This is a genomic window from Mycobacterium sp. ACS4331 (genome assembly GCF_001667265.1).
Taxonomy (GTDB): domain Bacteria; phylum Actinomycetota; class Actinomycetes; order Mycobacteriales; family Mycobacteriaceae; genus Mycobacterium.
The window spans coordinates 37,230-53,936 of record NZ_LZHW01000060.1 but is presented as its reverse complement, the minus strand read 5'-3'; the positions used below and the strand labels follow the sequence as shown (position 1 = coordinate 53,936).

General features: G+C 67.2%; 16 protein-coding genes. 10 read left to right on the top strand and 6 right to left on the bottom strand.

Going from position 1 to position 16,707, the window contains the following annotated elements:
- Nucleotides 1-63: 63 nt before the first annotated feature.
- Complete coding sequence (locus A5727_RS14650) at nt 64-585, bottom strand: Rv2253/PknI dimerization domain-containing protein (protein ID WP_068250457.1); 522 nt, start codon at nt 583-585, stop codon at nt 64-66.
- A gap of 96 nt (nt 586-681) precedes the next feature.
- Nucleotides 682-1,395: an Rv1363c family protein gene (locus A5727_RS14645; RefSeq protein ID WP_068250454.1), complete on the bottom strand. Its 714-nt coding sequence runs from the start codon at nt 1,393-1,395 to the stop codon at nt 682-684.
- Between the two features lie 168 nt (nt 1,396-1,563).
- On the opposite strand from A5727_RS14645, the gene A5727_RS14640 reads away from it, so the two are divergent.
- On the top strand, nt 1,564-1,929 hold the full coding sequence (locus A5727_RS14640; RefSeq protein ID WP_068250451.1) for a hypothetical protein: 366 nt from the start codon (nt 1,564-1,566) through the stop codon (nt 1,927-1,929).
- 104 nt (nt 1,930-2,033) lie between these two features.
- Here A5727_RS14640 and A5727_RS14635 read toward each other — a convergent pair whose 3' ends face one another.
- Complete coding sequence (locus A5727_RS14635; RefSeq protein ID WP_068250448.1) at nt 2,034-2,465, bottom strand: Rv2576c family protein; 432 nt, start codon at nt 2,463-2,465, stop codon at nt 2,034-2,036.
- 2 nt (nt 2,466-2,467) lie between these two features.
- Nucleotides 2,468-2,944 carry a hypothetical protein gene (locus A5727_RS14630; protein ID WP_157521390.1) on the bottom strand — a complete coding sequence of 159 codons (477 nt, stop codon included), beginning with the start codon at nt 2,942-2,944 and terminating at the stop codon, nt 2,468-2,470.
- A gap of 155 nt (nt 2,945-3,099) precedes the next feature.
- Between A5727_RS14630 and A5727_RS14625 the strand changes: the two genes are divergently transcribed.
- Nucleotides 3,100-4,644 (top strand): AMP-binding protein, encoded by a 1,545-nt coding sequence (locus tag A5727_RS14625; RefSeq protein WP_068250516.1) that lies wholly within the window; start codon nt 3,100-3,102, stop codon nt 4,642-4,644.
- A gap of 4 nt (nt 4,645-4,648) precedes the next feature.
- Nucleotides 4,649-5,647, top strand: coding sequence for an NAD-dependent epimerase/dehydratase family protein (locus A5727_RS14620; RefSeq protein WP_068250513.1), 999 nt, complete (start codon nt 4,649-4,651; stop codon nt 5,645-5,647).
- A 27-nt stretch (nt 5,648-5,674) separates the two neighbouring features.
- Here A5727_RS14620 and A5727_RS14615 read toward each other — a convergent pair whose 3' ends face one another.
- On the bottom strand, nt 5,675-7,315 hold the full coding sequence (locus A5727_RS14615; protein ID WP_068250442.1) for an FAD-dependent oxidoreductase: 1,641 nt from the start codon (nt 7,313-7,315) through the stop codon (nt 5,675-5,677).
- A 25-nt stretch (nt 7,316-7,340) separates the two neighbouring features.
- On the bottom strand, nt 7,341-8,066 hold the full coding sequence (locus A5727_RS14610; protein WP_068250439.1) for an IclR family transcriptional regulator: 726 nt from the start codon (nt 8,064-8,066) through the stop codon (nt 7,341-7,343).
- Between the two features lie 105 nt (nt 8,067-8,171).
- Here A5727_RS14610 and A5727_RS14605 point away from each other — a divergent pair, with 105 nt between their 5' ends.
- Genes A5727_RS14605 through A5727_RS14575 form a run of 7 tightly spaced genes read left to right on the top strand, consistent with a single transcriptional unit; the run spans nt 8,172 to nt 16,604 of the window.
- Nucleotides 8,172-9,041, top strand: coding sequence for an alpha/beta fold hydrolase (locus A5727_RS14605; protein WP_068250436.1), 870 nt, complete (start codon nt 8,172-8,174; stop codon nt 9,039-9,041).
- Nucleotides 9,038-10,756, top strand: a complete 1,719-nt coding sequence (locus A5727_RS14600; protein WP_068250433.1) for a bifunctional 3-(3-hydroxy-phenyl)propionate/3-hydroxycinnamic acid hydroxylase — start codon at nt 9,038-9,040, stop codon at nt 10,754-10,756. Before A5727_RS14605 ends, A5727_RS14600 begins: the two co-directional genes overlap by 4 nt.
- On the top strand, nt 10,713-11,630 hold the full coding sequence (locus A5727_RS14595; protein ID WP_068250430.1) for a 3-carboxyethylcatechol 2,3-dioxygenase: 918 nt from the start codon (nt 10,713-10,715) through the stop codon (nt 11,628-11,630). The genes A5727_RS14600 and A5727_RS14595 overlap by 44 nt, the downstream gene beginning before the upstream one ends.
- Nucleotides 11,627-13,432 (top strand): FAD-binding protein, encoded by a 1,806-nt coding sequence (locus A5727_RS14590; protein WP_068250428.1) that lies wholly within the window; start codon nt 11,627-11,629, stop codon nt 13,430-13,432. Before A5727_RS14595 ends, A5727_RS14590 begins: the two co-directional genes overlap by 4 nt.
- Nucleotides 13,433-13,443: 11 nt before the next feature.
- Entirely contained in the window at nt 13,444-14,754 is a 1,311-nt protein-coding gene (locus A5727_RS14585; protein ID WP_068250425.1) for an LLM class flavin-dependent oxidoreductase, read from the top strand.
- Nucleotides 14,755-14,758: 4 nt separating this feature from the next.
- The gene (locus A5727_RS14580) at nt 14,759-15,604 is read left to right on the top strand and encodes a coniferyl-alcohol dehydrogenase (RefSeq protein ID WP_231992080.1); all 846 of its coding nucleotides are present in this window, start codon (nt 14,759-14,761) and stop codon (nt 15,602-15,604) included.
- 1 nt (nt 15,605) lies between these two features.
- Nucleotides 15,606-16,604: a cyclase family protein gene (locus tag A5727_RS14575; protein ID WP_068250422.1), complete on the top strand. Its 999-nt coding sequence runs from the start codon at nt 15,606-15,608 to the stop codon at nt 16,602-16,604.
- Nucleotides 16,605-16,707: the final 103 nt, after the last annotated feature.

Below are 16,707 nucleotides of genomic sequence, written 5' to 3'. Positions count from 1 at the left end.
CTCGCACGTTTCCGACCGGAAACGTGCGAGTTTGTGTCTGCTCGGGGAGAGAGGGGGAGAGTGCTAGCTGCTCTTCATGTAGAACGGGATGCGGATGACGGGCCACTGGTTGCGCCCACAGGACCCGCTGGGGCCGATGGTCCGGTCCTCGCCGGCGAATTCACCACTGGCGTACGTGTAGTCGTACCGGCCGTCGGCCGTCACCGGATGGAACATATAGGTCTGCAGTCCCTCGACCGGCACGCCGTCGGCGCAGTAGCGCCAGTTGGGCACGGCACGCTTGATGTACCAGAGACCGTTGGTGGTGTAGATGGGCGCGGTCCACCCCTGGTCGCTGGTGACCGTGCCGGCGCAGTCGGTCGGTGACGTGCAGGACGTGGAGATCGTCCAGGTGCTGACGACGCGAGGCTGGTCCTCGTACCGGTCGTTGACCCTCGCCCAGTCACCGTTGGAGGACGTAATGAACGTGCCGTTGATGCCCCACTCCTGGGCCGACGCCGGTGCGGCGCTGAACAGCCCAGCGCCGAGCAGGCCGACAGAGGCCGCCAGGGCCATGGTCTTGACGCCCAAGGGGGAGGCCGACATTGAGCTGCTCCTCTGACCGGTGATAGTCACATTCTCAGTACCGGAGAATAGCACTGCCGCAGCATGTTCCAGTGGGCATCGGTGACTTTCAGGACCTCAGAGGAACTCCACCTCTGAGATCTTCGGCTGGCCGCCATCCCTGGTGAGGGTCATGGCCACCCGGAACCGCTGCGGTGCCTTGCGCTCGTCCTGGGCGTTGCGGGCAACCGACTGCGCGGCCACCAGAACCACCGCGTTGTCGGCGCTCATCGACTCGACGGCCACGGCATCGACCTTCACCTCGGTGACGACCTTGGACTGCTCCAACGCCTTGACAAGCATCTCGGACTGGGACGAGAACTCTTCCTTGAACTTCCCCGTCGAATCGTCGATCACGCGTTGCACCGACCCCTGCGCGTCGTTGAAGTCCAGGGACATGATGTTGATGGTGCCCTGCCGGGCCACCGCGGCGTACTCCGCTTCACGCTGCTGGTCCTGGTCGTGGGCGTGCCGCTGCCAGGCCATCATCCCGCTGAGCGCGAGCAGTGCGCAGACCACCGCGGCGGCGACGCCCGCCGACACGGGAACCACCAGTCGGCGCCACAGTGGGGGTTCGGGGGCCTGCTGGTCGGTCTGCTCGTCGGCCTGGTCGAGCTGTGTGGCGGCTGAGGCCTCTTCGGCCAGTCGGCGAAGCTCCGCGGCGCGCGCCCGCGCGGCGGCGGCACGCTCCTCGGCGGCGCGTGCCTCGGCCAATGCCTGGGCTGCCGCCGACTCGACCGTCGCCGACTGGGCATCGGCGGCGTGGGTCTTGTCCGCCGGGTCGTGCGCCATGAAAGGTCCTCTCCTCGCCATACTCAGCACCTGCAGACTACCGCCGGGGCCGGCGTCGGAAATCCCTGGGATGTAGTAATCTTCTCCGAAATCGAGAATTTCGTTTCCGGCTGTGCCAAAGTAGCGAGGGTGCGTGTGATTCGTGCCGCGGCGGTGTGCTCCGCCCCAATGATCGTGGCTGCCACGCTGTTGGCGCCGCAGGCGTCGGCGGGTCCGCAGACGTGTAACGACGCGTTCTGCGTCCCCGGCATCACACCCAATGTGGTGCTGGGTTCGACGTGCAACAACACCACGTACTTCGTGTTCGGCACCGCGGTGGCCGGTCCCTCGATCCAGCCCGGCCGGTTGGTGTTCTGCGGATCGCCCCGGCGCTACGAACCTCGCTGGTTCCGGTCGCCACCCATGGCCGGCATCCGCGAAGAGGGCGGCTTGTGCACCACTGAACTCAACATGGTGGCTCAAGCCCCGGATGGGCTGTTCCTGCACTGTGTGCCGATGGACGGTGACTCGCGCTGGCAGCGCGGCGACACCTGATCAACCGGACCTGAGCATCAATCCTCTGCGGGGGTTGATGTCTCGGGTTTCGATGCTCCCGGTCGGGTGACCGTCACGACGGCCCAGTCAGGGCCGTGAATCGGTCACCAGTTCCGCAGCGAGCACAACGCGCCTTTGGCGCCGCTGCCCGTCTTGACCACCACACCGTCGACGGCGAGCTCGCAGCGGAACGTGGGCGTCGGGTAGTTCGGTGACTCGCCGCTCTGGACGGTCACCATGGCCCACATCTCCGGATCGGCCAGCATGGTCTCGAGCACCCAGGGCCGATCGGGCGCGAGATCGGCGTCGGCGCGCGGGCTGAAGACGTACGGGTTGTGGCTGTAGTCGGAGAACACCGCGGGTTCGGTGTCGCGGTAGTAGATGCGTGCCCAGATGGGCCCGTCGGCGAAGACCGTGTAGCGGACGTGGTGCAGGGGCGGATCGGCGACCGCCGACGGGGCCGCAGCCAGTCCGCCGCCCGCGAGTCCGCCGCCCACCAGTCCAAGGAGGGCCGTGATCGCCAAGGCAGAACGCATCGTCACATCCTGGTGAGGGAGATGGGATAGGTGAGGCTGCCGCCGGGAGCACCGTCGCAGCCGACATCGAAGGTCGAGACCATCTGGCCCGTCAACGTGTTGGCGTCCCACGTGTACACGTCGTGGGTGGGGATCACGGGCCCGTAATAGATGTCGCCGCAGCGCAGCCCGAAGGGATCGTCCATCGTCAGGGTGTACTGGCCGTCCTTCAACCACGCCTGGACACGTTGGTTCGCGGCCTTGGCGATCGGCTGCGGGATCGTGACGATCGCAAGGCAGTCCCAGATCGGCAGGGCACCGGGGTCCTTGCACGGTTGTTGCGCGGCGAACACCCAGGTGTGGAAGTCCCGGCGGTCCGGGATGTGCAGGTTGTAATTGCCGTACTGCATCGCGGCCGAGGCCGCGGGCGCCGCGGCGATGCCCGCCGACACGAGCAGTGCGCCCACCGCGCTTGCTGCGCCCAACGCAACAGACTTCACAGGCACCTCCACGGATACACGCTGACTGGCTGACTATAGAACGAGCGCGGGCTCCCACGAGCCGAATCCAGATTCTCGTCTTCGCAGATTTGGAGATTGGAATTCTCTGGTGAGGAGAATAACATCATCGACCGAAGGTGAGGTGCGAGCCACTGATGCGAACAATCCCCGACGAACTCGTTCGGCGTTACCTCGAGCAGGGGTGGTGGACGTCAGACACCCTCGGCGACCTCCTGGCGCGTGAGTTGAGCGCGCAGCCGCAGCTGGAGTTCCGGGTGCACTCCGCGGTACGTCCGTACAGCGGGACGGTCGGTGAGGTCGAGTGCACCGCGCGACGCCTGGCGGCCGGCCTGCACCGGCGCGGGGTGGGGCCCGGCGACGTCGTGGCGATGCAGCTGCCCAACTGGGTGGAGGCCGCCGTGACGTTCTGGGCGGCGGCGTTCCTGGGCGCCGTCGTCGTGCCGATCGTGCACTTCTACGGTCGCAAGGAGCTGACACACATCCTCGGCGACGCCAAGCCCAAGGTGTTCATCACCGCGGAGTCGTTCGGACGCATGCAGTTTGAGCCGGACCTCGCCTCGGACATCGAGATCGTCGGTGTCGTGGGTGGTGAGAACCCGACCTTCGACGATCTGCTGGACGACGAACCGCTGCGGGGTGTCCTGCCCACCGATCCGGCCGGTCCCACACTGTTCGCCTACACCTCGGGAACCACGAGTGCCCCCAAGGGCGTGATCCACAGCCACCGCAGCCTGGTGCACGAAACGCACCAGCTCGTCGGGCAGAACATGATGGACACGGGCAAGATGCTGATCGCGACACCGGTGGGGCACTTCATCGGAATGGTGGGCGCATTCCTGATGCCGGTCCTGTCGCGGCATCCGATCCACCTCACCGACGTCTGGGATCCGGGCGTGGCACTGAAATTGATGAAGAGCGACGGACTGGCCCTCGGCGGCGGTCCGCCGTACTTCGTCACGAGCCTGCTCGACCACCCCGACTTCACCACCGAACACCTCGCCGGGGTGCGCACGGTCGGCCTCGGCGGCTCGACCGTCCCGATCGCGGTCACCAGGCGCCTCGCCGGCCTCGGCATCAACACCTATCGCTCGTACGGCAGCACCGAGCATCCGTCGATCACCGGATCCCGTTGGGACGCAGCCGAGGACAAACGGCTCTACACCGACGGATGCCCCCTCTCCGGGGTGGAGGTCAAGCTCGGCGAGGATGGTGAGATCCTGTCCCGCGGCCCCGACCTGTGCCTCGGCTACACCGATGACGCCCTGACGGCCAAGGCTTTCGACGCCGACGGCTGGTACCACACCGGTGACATCGGCATCCTCGATGAGGACGGCTATCTGACCATCACCGACCGCAAGTCCGACATCATCATCCGCGGTGGTGAGAACATCAGCGCGGTCGAGGTCGAGGAGACGCTGCTGGCCATGGCGGGAGTGGCCGAGGCGGTCGTGGTGGCCGCCCCCGACCCGCGTACCGGGGAGCACGCGACCGCGGTGCTGCGCATGCACGCGGGCCACGACGTCCCCTCCCTCGAGGACGTCCGTGCGCACTTCGAGGCCTCGGGCATGGCCCGGCAGAAGTGGCCCGAGGAACTTCGGCAGATCGACGAGTTTCCACGCACCGCCAGTGGCAAGGTGCAGAAGTTCAAGGTGCGCCAACTGGTCTCAAGTGGAGGGTGACGAAATGACGGCTAAGAAGCTGGTGCTCGGCGCCAGCGGGTTCCTCGGCTCCCACGTCACCCGGAAACTCGTCGAGCAGGGCGACGACGTCCGCGTCATGCTCCGTAAGACGAGTTCCACCAAGGGGATCGACGACCTCGACGTCGAACGCTGCTACGGAGACCTCTACGACGACGACGCATTGCGGGCCGCGATGTCCGGATGCGATGTCATCTACTACTGCGTGGTGGACGCCCGGATGTGGTTGCGGGATCCGGCGCCGCTTTTCCAGACGAACGTCGAGGGACTGCGCAATGTGTTGAACATCGCCACCGAACCCGAGATCGCCTCCGGTCTGCGCAGGTTCGTGTTCACCAGCACCATCGGCACGCTCGCGGTCAGCGACTCCCGGCTCATCACCGAGGAGGACGAGCACAACTGGGACGAGGGCGGGGCGTACATCGAAGCCCGCGTGGCGGCGGAGAAGCTGCTCTTCTCCTACGTCCGTGAGCGCGGATTGCCGGCTGTGGCGGTGTGCATCTCGACGACCTACGGCCCCGGTGACTGGCAACCGACCCCACATGGATCACAGATCGCGATGATCACCGCGGGTCGCATGCCGTTCTACCCGGACATCGGACTTGAGGTGGTGGGCATCGAGGACGCCGCGCGCGCGATGCTGCTGGCTGCCGACAACGGTCGAGTCGGGGAGCGCTACATCATCTCCGACCGTTTCATGAACATGGGTGAGATCCAGCGGATTGTGGCCGAGGCGGCGGGCGTGCGCCCAGCGCGCGTCAAGATTCCGCGGCCCGTGCTGCGCGTGGCCTCGCGGATCAACGACGTGGCCGCGCGCGTGCTGAACCGCGATCTGCCGTTCGCCGCGGTGGGTCAGCGGATGGTGGAACTGATGTCACCGCTGGACCACAGCAAGGCCGAGCGCGAGCTGGGGTGGAAACCCGAACCGGTCGAGGAGTCACTCGTGCGGGCCGTCGAGTTCTTCAAGGCCCGCGCGGCCGAGTAGCGCAGGTCGCCGACTCAGCTGACCGACTCAGCCGGCCGACGTCCCCGTGGCCGCGTGCCGCCCGGCGCGGAAACCGAACACCATCGCGGGACCGATCGTGCCCCCGGCACCGCCGTAGGCCCGTCCCGTCACGCCCGCCATCGCGTTGCCCGCCGCGTACAGACCGGGGATGACCTCGCCCGACACGTGCAGCACACGACCATCGCGGTCGGTCCGGGGGCCGCCCTTGGTGCCCATCGCCCCGAGGGCCACCGGCACCGCGTAATACGGTGCGGTGTCGAGCGGACCCAGCGTCTTACCAGCGTCGGTGGTCGCGTTGGGGTCACCCCAGTAACCGTCGTAGGCGCTGCTGCCCCGGCCGAAGTCGGGATCATGGGGGACCTCGCCGCCGACGTTGCTGTTCCATGCGGCGACGGTCTGCGCGAGACCGGCGGGATCGATGCCGGTCTTCTCGCTGAGCTCGACGAGGTCGCGCGACCTGCAGAACCAGTCCGGGGCCTCCTGGCCGGGCTCGACGCCGAGGAAGCCGTAGCGCTTGAGGTGCTGGTCGTCGAACACGATCCAAGCCGGATCATTGACGTAACCGTCGCGGGGGTGCAGGTATTGGAATGCGCCGGCCATCGAGTTGTAGTCGCAGGCCTCGTTGATGAACCGTCGTCCAGCGCGGTTGACGATGATGCTGCGGGGTCGCGTGCGCTCGAGTCGCACACTGCGACTGCGCTGATGTCCCTCGATCGTGTCGTCGGGAATCTGCACGATCGGCACCCACCACGCCTCGCCCATATTGGCCAGGTCGGCACCACGCGCCATCGCCATCCGCAGGGCGTCGCCGGTGTTGTACGGCGGTGACACCGGTCCGTGCATGGGTCCACGCAGGAACGCCTCGACCAGGCCCGTGTCCCATTCGAACCCGCCGTTGGCCAGGACGACACCGCGCCGCGCACCGACATCGATGGTCTTGTCTCCCAATTCGATTCGCACACCGGTGACGGTGCCGTCCGGCCCGGTCAGCAGCTCGGTGGCGCGTGCGCCGGTGACGGGTTCGACGCCGGCGTCGAGCACGCCCCTGAGCAGTCCGGCGATCAGTGCGGTACCGGCCACCACGATGTCACCCGTGGTGTCGTCGATGTCGGCGTGCAGGCGTGCGCGGGTCTCGGCGTCGATGCCGACATTGCTGAAGTCGGGCGGGAACGACGTGATGCGATCGCGCCACTGCGGAATCCGGTTGAGGTCGTAGGGGACCGGGCCCAGCGATCGCCCGCCGCCCGGACGACCGCCGGGCAGTTCGGGCTTGTAGTCGGGGAATCCCGTGGCGATCTCAAACCGCATGTCGCTGTGCGCCTCGACGAAGTCGATCATCGCGGGCCCGGTGCGGACGAACGTCTCGACCAACTCCTCGTCCATCGCGCCGAAGGACTGCGCGCGCAGGTAGGCCATGGCGTCCTCGACGGTGAGTTCCTCTTCGGGGCAGCGATGATGCGCCGGAATCCAGGCGATGCCGCCGGAGACCGCGGTGGTCCCGCCGACCGTGTCGGCCTTTTCATACACCGCGACCTCGGCGCCGCCGTGCACCGCGGCCAGTGCCGCCGTCAGGCCCGCACCTCCGGTGCCCAGCACCACGACATCGGTCACTGTGTCCCAATTCCTCTGGGCGGACGAATTGCTCACGGCGCCAATCTCCTTATCGGATTCGTCAGTTCAGGATTGCCGACAGCTCGTCGGCGGCGCGGATCAGTGCGTCGCGACCACGCGCGACGACATCTTCGCGATGTGAGATCAGGTTGAGGCACGTCGGCGGGGCCGGCGGAAGGCGGTGCACCGAGACGGCCAGTCCGAACGTGTTGGGTTCGATCTCGCCATGGGTGATCACCCACCCGCGTTCGCGGGTCACCGTGACCAGATCCCGCTCGCCGGCCCGGGGAGGCATGCTGGCCAGGAGCGCGATGCCGGCGGCGCCACGGTCAATCGGGTGGCGACTGCCCTCGTGGAACGACAGTTGATAGGACACCTGCGTCGGCACGATCACCGCGACCGCGACCTGTTGGTCACCCTCGGCCACCAGCAGCGAGACGGTCGTGGACAGTTCGTCGGCGAGCGCGCGCAGCCTGGGCAGGCACAGTTGGCGCAGGTTGTTGTCGAAGGCCGCCCCGAGCACCGCCAGTCCGGCCGCGGGGCGATAACGCCCGTCGTCGGCCTTCGCCACGAGCCGGTGCTGCGCCAGCGTGGTCAGCAGACGGTAGGCGATGGTCCGGTGCACGCCGATCCGTTCGGCCACCTGCTGGGCTGTGAGCCCCTCCGGCGTCGCGGCGACCACCTGCAGTGCTGTGAGCCCGCGGGCCAACGTCTGCGAGCCCGACGCGCCCTTGGCGACCCCGTTCGTCGACTGCTCGATGACGGTGGATCCTCCCTTGACATACATCACACCGAGAGTGATGCTCTATACATAGTGCACACTGATGTCCGATATTAGCACACATCGGTTGCAGAAAAAGAGAACGGCATAATCGCAGGCAGAGGGGCCATTGTGGCGGAATTCGAGAGCATCTGGAGTGACCTGCAGGGGGTTTCGTTCTCGCAGGGATACCTGGATGTCGGCGGGGTGCGCACGCGCTACCTGCACGCCGGTGATCCGGAGAATCCCACCCTCGTGCTGCTGCACGGATCGGGTGGCCACGCCGAGGCCTACGTGCGCAACCTCGAGTCGCACGCCGAGCACTTCTCCACCTGGTCCATCGACATGCTCGGCCACGGCTACACCGACAAACCCGGCCATCCACTGGAGATCAGCCACTACGTGGAACACCTGCTGGCGTTCTTCGACACGATCGGCGCCGAGAAGGTCCTGTTGTCCGGGGAGTCCCTGGGCGGATGGGTGGCATCGCGCGCTGCGGCCGACCACCCGGACCGGATCACCCGCCTGGTCCTCAACACCGCGGGCGGATCGCAGGCCGACCCCGAAGTCATGAAGCGGATCATCACCTTGTCGATGGCGGCAGTCGAGGATCCGACCTGGGAGACGGTGCAGGCCCGTATCAAGTGGCTCATGGCCGACAAGACGAGGGACTACGACGACATCGTCGCCAGTCGGCAGCGGATCTACCGCCTTCCCGGGTTCGTGGCCGCCATGCGGGACATCATGGCGCTGCAGGACCCCGAGATCCGCGCTCGAAATCTGATGGGCCCCAAGGAGTACGGCGCCATCACCGCGCCCACCCTGGTGCTGTGGACCAGCGATGACCCCACGGCCGATGTCAGCGAGGGCAGCCGAATCGCCTCGATGATCCCGGGTGCCCGCTTCGAGGTCATGTCCGGATGCGGGCATTGGCCGCAGTATGAGGATCCCAAGACCTTCAACCGCCTGCACATCGACTTCCTGCTGGGGAAGGACCAGTGAGCGCCGAGCGCACAGCCGCCGAATCCACCGACGTCGACGTCGTGATCGTCGGCGCGGGTCCGGTGGGCCTGACTCTCGCGAACGTGCTTGGACTCCAGGGTGTCTCGACACTGATCGTCGAGGAGCGCGACACACTGATCGACTACCCGCGCGGCGTCGGTCTCGACGACGAGTCGCTGCGAACCTTTCAGTCGATCGGCCTGATCGATGCCGTCCTGCCGCACACCGTCCCGAACCAGATCCTGCGGTTCTTCGACTCGCGGCGCAGGCTGCTGGTCGAGATGGCCCCGCCGGACGCACGATTCGGATGGCCCAAACGGAACGGATTCGTTCAGCCCATGGTCGACGCCGAACTGCTGGCCGGTCTCGATCGGTTCTCGTGTGTGCAGGTGCGGTGGAGCTCTGTGATGACCGGCTGCGCCGAGGACGGTGACGGTGTCACCGTGCACCTCGACGGCGGCGACACCGTTCGGGCGCGCTATGTGGTGGGCTGCGACGGAGGACGAAGCGCCACCCGGCACCTGATGGGTGTGTCGTTCGAGGGCACCACGTCGCCGACCCGCTGGGTGGTCATCGACGTGGCCAATGACCCGCTGGGGCACCCCAACAGCGAGGTCGGCGCCGACCCGGAGCGGCCGTACGCGTCGATCTCGATCGCGCATGGCATCCGTCGGTTCGAATTCATGATCCACGACGACGAATCCGACGAGACGGCCGCGGATCCCGCGTTCGTCGCGAAACTGCTGTCGACGTTCGTGCCGCACCCGGACCGGGTCGACATCATCCGCCACCGCGTCTACACACATCACTCGCGCATCGCCGGAGCCTTCCGCAGGGGCCGGCTGCTGCTGGCCGGGGATGCCGCGCATCTGATGCCGGTCTGGCAGGGGCAGGGGTACAACAGCGGCATTCGCGACGCCGCCAACCTGGGCTGGAAGCTGGCCGCCGTGGTCAACGGCGTGGCTGGCGACGCACTGCTGGACACCTACGACGTGGAGCGCCGTAAGCATGCGCGCGCCATGATCGACCTCTCGACCATGGTCGGCCGCGTCATCTCGCCCACCAACCGCCGGGTGGCGCAGCTTCGTGACCGGGCCATCCGCGCCGCGTCGATCGTGCCCTCGCTGAAGCGGTATGTCCTGGAGATGCGATTCAAGCCGATGCCGCGTTACGAGCAGGGCGCTGTGGTGCACGCGAGCACACCTCCAGCCCCCGGGTCCGCGGTGGGCACGCTGTTCATCCAACCCAGGGTGGACACCCGGGAGGCGACGAATGTGCTGCTCGATGATGTGATGGGCCCCGGATTCGCCGTGCTGTGCTGGAACAACGATCCGCGCCGGCTGCTGGGCGACCAGGCGTTCGCCCGGTGGAAGTCGCTGGGCGCCAGCTTCATCGCGGCGCGACCCATCACCCAGTTGCACTGGAAGCCCGCCGATGCGATCGATGATCCCGACGTCATCGTGGTCGGGGACCGCACCGGAGCCCTCAAGGGCTTCTTCGACGCCCACACCGACTCGGTGCTCTTCCTGCGTCCTGACCGGTGCATCGCGGGTGCGTGCATCGCGCAACGCAGCGCCGAACTGTCCGACGCGCTGTTCGACGCCCTGCACCTGGTCACCTCGACGAAGCCGGAAGGCGGTGAAACCCATGGCGCAAACGGCTCTGTGCTGCATGTCGCACAGCCCTCTGCTGAACCTTCCGGGACCGTCGGCTGACCTGCTCGCCGACATCGGCGAAAACCTGGCCGCGGCCCGCGCTTTCGTCGCCGACTTCGACCCCGACCTGGTGGTGGTCTTCTCGCCCGACCACTACAACGGGTTCTTCTACCGGCTCATGCCGTCGTTCTGCATCGGCACCGCCGCCAGCGGTGTCGGCGATTACGGCACCCACGCCGGACCGCTCAACGTGCCGCAGGACATCGCGACGGCCTGTGCCACAGCAGTTCTCGAATCCGGTGTCGATGTCGCCATCTCGGCGGGCATGGACGTCGACCACGGCACCGTGCAACCGCTGCAGACCCTGTTCGGTGACGCAGCGGCGGTGCCGACGATTCCGGTGTTCATCAATTCGGTGGCCACCCCGCTGGGGCCCATACGCCGGGTGCGTGCGCTGGGCGCGGCGATCGGACAGTTCGTCGCCGCGCTCGACCGCAGGGTGCTGTTCCTCGGATCGGGCGGGCTGTCGCATGACCCGCCGGTGCCGACGCTGGCCACGGCCCCGCCGGCAGCGCTGGACCGCATCGTCCGTGGGGTCGCGATGTCGCCAGAGCAGCGCATGGCGCGACAGGAGGCGGTCATCGCGGCCGCAGAGCAGTTCGCCCAAGGAGATTCGCCGCTGCAGGCGCTCAACCCGGACTGGGACCGTGCCTTCCTCGATCTCGTGGACGCCAACCGCCTGGACGAGGTCGACGACTGGTCCAACGCGTGGATCGCCGCCGAAGCCGGGAACTCGGCGCACGAGGTGCGCACCTGGGTCGCCGCGTTCGCGGCATTGGCCGCCCAGGGACCCTATGACGTCACGACGCGCTACTACCGACCGGCGCCCGAACTGATCGCCGGATTCGCGATCCGAACGGCATCGCCCCGATGACAGCGAAAGGTCCCGTGAACGACTCCGATCCGAGTTTCGACACCGAAGTGGACGTCCTCGTCGTCGGCAGCGGCGGCGGTGGCCTGACCGCCGCACTGACCGCGCGGGCCGCCGGCCTCGACACCCTGGTGGTGGAGAAGTCCGCGGCCTTCGGCGGATCCACCGCGTTGTCCGGTGGCGGCATCTGGGTGCCGGGCGCACCGTCGCAGCGCCGCGAGGGTTACACGCCGGACCCCGACGAGGTGTTCGGCTACCTCAAGCAGATCACCGGCGGTCTGGTCAGCGACGCTCGACTGCGCCAGTACGTGGACTCCGCGCCGAAGATGATGGAGTTCCTGGAGACCACCAGCCGCTGGTTCGAGTTCGTCTGGAAACCGGGCTACGCCGACTACTACCCGGAACTCCCCGGCGGATCCGCGCTGGGCAGCACCATCAACGTGCCGGCCATCGACCTGCGCACGCTGGGGGACGAGGAACAGAACCTGCTGAAGCCGCTGGCGCTCGCCCCGAAAGGGATCTGGTTCGCGCCCAAGGATCTTCGGCTCTTCTACCAGGTCAGGCAGAACTGGCGCGGCAAGGCGGTGCTGGTCAAGCTGATCTGGCGGATGTTCCGGGCCCGGGTGTTCGGCGATCGGATGGCCGCCATCGGGCAGTCGCTGGCCGCGCGGATGCGCCTGGCGTGCCGGGACCATGACATCCCGCTGTGGCTCAACACACCGATGACCGAACTGATCACCGACGGTGACGGCCCGGGTGCCCGTGTCGTGGGTGCGGTCGTACAACGTGACGGTCAGCCCGTGCGGATCGGCGCCCGTGGCGGCGTCATCATCGCCTCCGGCGGGTTCGACCACGACATGGCCTGGCGTCGCGAGCACCTTCCCCTGCTCGAGAAGGACTGGAGCTTCGGCAATCCCGCCGCCACCGGAGACGGAATCAGGGCCGGCCAGAAGGTCGGCGCCGCGACCGAGCTGCTCGACGAGGCGTGGTGGTTCCCGGCGATGTGCTGGCCCGACGGACGCCTGCAGTTCATGCTCAACGAACGCATGATGCCCTCGCAGTTCGTGGTCAACGGTGCCGGCCGGCGGTTCATCAACGAGGCCGCGCCCTACATGGACTTCGCGCACGCGATGATCGAGGGCCAGCAGTCCGGCGTCACGCACATCCCGTGCTGGCTGATCACCGACACCCGGTCGTTTCACCGCTACGTCGTGGGCGGGCACCTGCCGATCCCCAAGATCCCGTTCGCGCCGGTGCCCACTGGTTTCAAGCTGCCCAAGGCCTGGCTCGACTCGGGGATCGTCAAGCAGGCCGACACGCTGGAGGGCCTGGCCGAGCAGATCGGTGTGCCTGCCGATGCACTGCGTGAAACCGCCACGCGGTTCAACGAACTCGCGGCCAAGGGGCATGACGACGACTTCAATCGCGGTGACAGCGCCTATGACAACTACTACGGCGATCCGACGCTGCCCAATCCCAACCTGCACCCGCTCACCAAACCGCCGTACCTGGCGTTCCAGATCATCCTCGGTGATCTCGGCACGTCGGGCGGCCTGAGCACCGACGAACACGCGCGAGTGCTCGACACCGAGGACCGCGTCATCGAGGGGTTGTACGCGGTCGGCAACGCCTCGGCCGCGGTGATGGGCCGCAGCTATGCCGGGGCGGGTGCCACCATCGGTCCCGCGATGACTTTCGGTTACGTCGCGGCGCGTCATATCGCGGGCCGCGCAGGGGAGGCATCAGCGCAGCACCCCGAAACCCCCACCGTCCAGATCGCCCACGACAACGCCAGAAACGCCTGAGGAGGCCACCGATGAAGATCTCCCTGTTCTACGAGTTCCCGCTTCCGCGTCCCTGGACCGACGATGACGAGCACAAGCTGTTCCAACATGGTCTGGACGAGGTCGAGGCGGCCGACAAGGCGGGGTTCTCCACGGTCTGGCTGACCGAGCACCACTTCCTCGAGGAGTACTGCCACTCGACCGCGCCGGAGATGTTCCTGGCCGCGGCGAGCCAGCGCACCAAGGACATTCGGCTGGGATTCGGCGTGATGCACCTGCCGCCCCCGATCAACCATCCGGCCCGCATCGCCGAGCGGGTGGCCACCCTCGATCACCTCTCCAACGGCCGCGTCGAGTTCGGCACGGGTGAAGGCTCCTCGGTCGCCGAACTCGGCGGGTTCAACATCGACCCGGCCGACAAGCGTGCGCAGTGGGAGGAGGCCCTCGAGGTCGCGATCCGATGCATGGTCGAGGAACCCTTCAGCGGGTTCAAGGGTGAGCATGTCGAGATGCCCGCCCGCAACGTCATTCCCAAGCCGCTGCAGAAGCCGCACCCGCCGGTGTGGGTGGCCTGCACCAGGCCTTCGTCGGTGCAGATGGCCGCGCAGAAGGCGATCGGTGCCCTGAGCTTCGCCTACACGGGTCCGGAGGCGCTCAAGGACAGGGTTGACGGTTACTACCGAACATTCGAGGAGGAGGGTGCGCCCGTCACCCCGGTGATCAACCCGAACATCCTCGCGATCGGCGGTGACCTGTCGATGATGGTGGCCCGTTCCGACGAGGAGGCGCTCAAGCGGCTCGGAATCGGCGGCGGATTCTTCTCGTTCGGCATCATGCACTATTACCTGACCGGTATGCACACGCCCGGCCGCACCAAGGTGTGGGAGCGCTACGAGGAGGCCGTGAAGGAGGATCCGACCCTGGCGTACGGACCCGGACGCGGCGCGATCGGCTCGCCGGACACCGTGCGCGAATTCCTGCGCGGCTACGAGGCCAGTGGTGTCGACGAGATCATCCTGCTGCTCAACCCGCGCAGCCACGAGGGCACCATGGAGTCCATCGAGATCATGGGCAGCCAGATTCTGCCCGAGTTCATCGAACGCGATCAGAAGGCCGTGGCGGACAAGGCCAACCGCCTCGCACCGGTCATCGAGAAGGTCGAAGCGCGACGGCAGCCTTCGGACGCACCGCTGTTCGACGAGACCTACGCGTTCGGCGGACTGCCCACCGGCCGCGGCGGTAAGTTCACCGCCGGTGAGATCCCCGAGGCGATGGCCGAGATCAACGAGGGCCGGGTCAAGGCCGCGCAAGCCGAGAAGGCCGCCCGCGAAGCCGCGAGCTGACACGGTGGCGACTGGACTCGATGAGCTGGTGCGCTACGACGGCAGGCATGTCGTGGTCACCGGCTGCGCCTCGGGCATCGGTGCGCAGTTGACCCGGCAGTTGCGCGGACTCGGAGCCCGGGTCACGGGCCTCGACGTGCGTGCACCCGAAGACGGTCCGCACGAGTTCATTCCCGTCGATCTGTCGGACCCGCAGTCGGTCGAGGCCGCGGCCGCGTCGATCTCCGGCGGCATCGATGCGCTGTTCAATGTCGCCGGGGTGTCGTCGGGGATCGGCGATCCGGTGCTGGTGGTGCGGATCAACTTCCTGGGCATGCGGCACTTCACCGAGTCGGTGCTCGACCGCGTCTCCACGGACGGGGCGATCACCTCGGTGTCCTCCCTGGCGGCCTCGGCATACCGGGAGAACGCCGCGGTGACGGCGGGCCTGCTGGACACCGGGTCCCCGGAAGACGGATTGGCCTGGTGTGCAGAGCATCCCGAGGCGCTGGCCGACGGTGGATACCGGCTCTCGAAGGAGGCGACGATCCTCTACAGCATGCGTAAGGCCGTCGAACTCGGTCCGCGCGGCATCCGAGTGAACTGCACGGGGCCCGGCGTCACCGAGACGCCGATCCTCGACCAACTGCGCTCGGCCTACGGTCAGCAGTTCCTCGACTCGTTCCGCACACCGCTGGGCCGCGTGGCGACCGCAGCCGAGCAGGCCGGGGTGCTGGCGTTCCTGGGAAGCCCGGCGGCCAGTTACATCACGGGCCAGGTGGTCTGGGTCGACGGCGGGGCGGTGGGACAGCGTGAATCTGGTTGGGAGGCCGGCGTGCCCGACTCCCTCGACACGACGCAGAGGAGTTGACGTGGCCGGTTCGATGACCGACTTCCGCAGGATGGCCGACGATGTGCGCAACTGGGGCCGCTGGGGTGACGATGACGAACTCGGCACGCTGAACTTCATCACCGCCGAGAAGATCGCCGAGGCGGCCTCGCTGGCCAAGCAGGGCAGGGTCTTTGCCCTGGGTGCAGACTTCGGGTCATCGGGCCCGCAGGGCGCGTTCAAGTTCCGCAACAATCCCGTGCACGTGATGACGGTCGACGGCGGCGACGCCGACACCCTGGTGCAGTACGGACCCGAGTGGCTGCGCAATGCCGTCGCGGCCGATGTCAGCGCGTTCTTCGCCGACAATCCGTTCCGGTTCAACGACGACATGATCGTCATGCCCCTGCAGGCCGCAACGCAGTGGGACGCGTTGAGCCACGTCTACTATGAGGACAAGCTGTACAACGGTTTTCCGGCCAACAGCGTCACCAGTTTCGGGGCCTACCACTGTGGAATCGACAAGGTCGACGCCAAGGGCATCACGTCCCGCGGGGTGCTGCTGGATGTCGTGCGGCACCGAGGAGTGGACGTGTTCTGCGAACCAGGCCAGCCGATCACGCCCGACGAACTCGACGCGGTGGCCAGGAGCCAGGGCGTGGAGATTCGTCGGGGCGACATCGTGGTGGTGAACACGGGTTGGTGGACGCGGTTCTGCTCGACGGGCGACGGTGCCGAACCCGGATCTGGGCTCGACTGGACCTGTGCGCAGTGGTTGCACGACCATGAGGTCGCGGCTGTGGCGGCCGACAACCTCATGGTCGAAGACCCCGACCCGGCCAACGGTGTCGAAGGCACGTTCCTGCCGATGCACATGCTGTGCCTGCGCGACATGGGTCTGATGCTCGGCGAGTACTGGAACCTCACGGCGCTGTCGGCCGACTGTGCGACCGACGGCGTCTACGAGTTCCAGCTCATCGCTCCGCCGCTCAGTGTCGTGGGGGCGGTGGGATCCCCGGTGAATCCGATCGCGATCAAGTAGGACGGCTCCGTGGCAACGTGAGTTCCGGCGGCGCCGATACCGAACAACCCACTGTGGGGGCACATCGCAGGTCAGGGCGCTGATCTCTGGCCCATCGTGGCTC

Coding starts and splice junctions, on each gene's coding strand:
- A5727_RS14595 (WP_068250430.1), top strand. CDS start 10,713: ATGTCGCACAGCCCTCTGCTGAACCTTCCGGGACCGTCGGCTGACCTG.
- A5727_RS14610 (WP_068250439.1), bottom strand. CDS start 8,066: ATGTATGTCAAGGGAGGATCCACCGTCATCGAGCAGTCGACGAACGGG.
- A5727_RS14645 (WP_068250454.1), bottom strand. CDS start 1,395: ATGGCGCACGACCCGGCGGACAAGACCCACGCCGCCGATGCCCAGTCG.
- A5727_RS14585 (WP_068250425.1), top strand. CDS start 13,444: ATGAAGATCTCCCTGTTCTACGAGTTCCCGCTTCCGCGTCCCTGGACC.
- A5727_RS14590 (WP_068250428.1), top strand. CDS start 11,627: ATGACAGCGAAAGGTCCCGTGAACGACTCCGATCCGAGTTTCGACACC.
- A5727_RS14640 (WP_068250451.1), top strand. CDS start 1,564: ATGATCGTGGCTGCCACGCTGTTGGCGCCGCAGGCGTCGGCGGGTCCG.
- A5727_RS14625 (WP_068250516.1), top strand. CDS start 3,100: ATGCGAACAATCCCCGACGAACTCGTTCGGCGTTACCTCGAGCAGGGG.
- A5727_RS14650 (WP_068250457.1), bottom strand. CDS start 585: ATGTCGGCCTCCCCCTTGGGCGTCAAGACCATGGCCCTGGCGGCCTCT.
- A5727_RS14620 (WP_068250513.1), top strand. CDS start 4,649: ATGACGGCTAAGAAGCTGGTGCTCGGCGCCAGCGGGTTCCTCGGCTCC.
- A5727_RS14635 (WP_068250448.1), bottom strand. CDS start 2,465: ATGCGTTCTGCCTTGGCGATCACGGCCCTCCTTGGACTGGTGGGCGGC.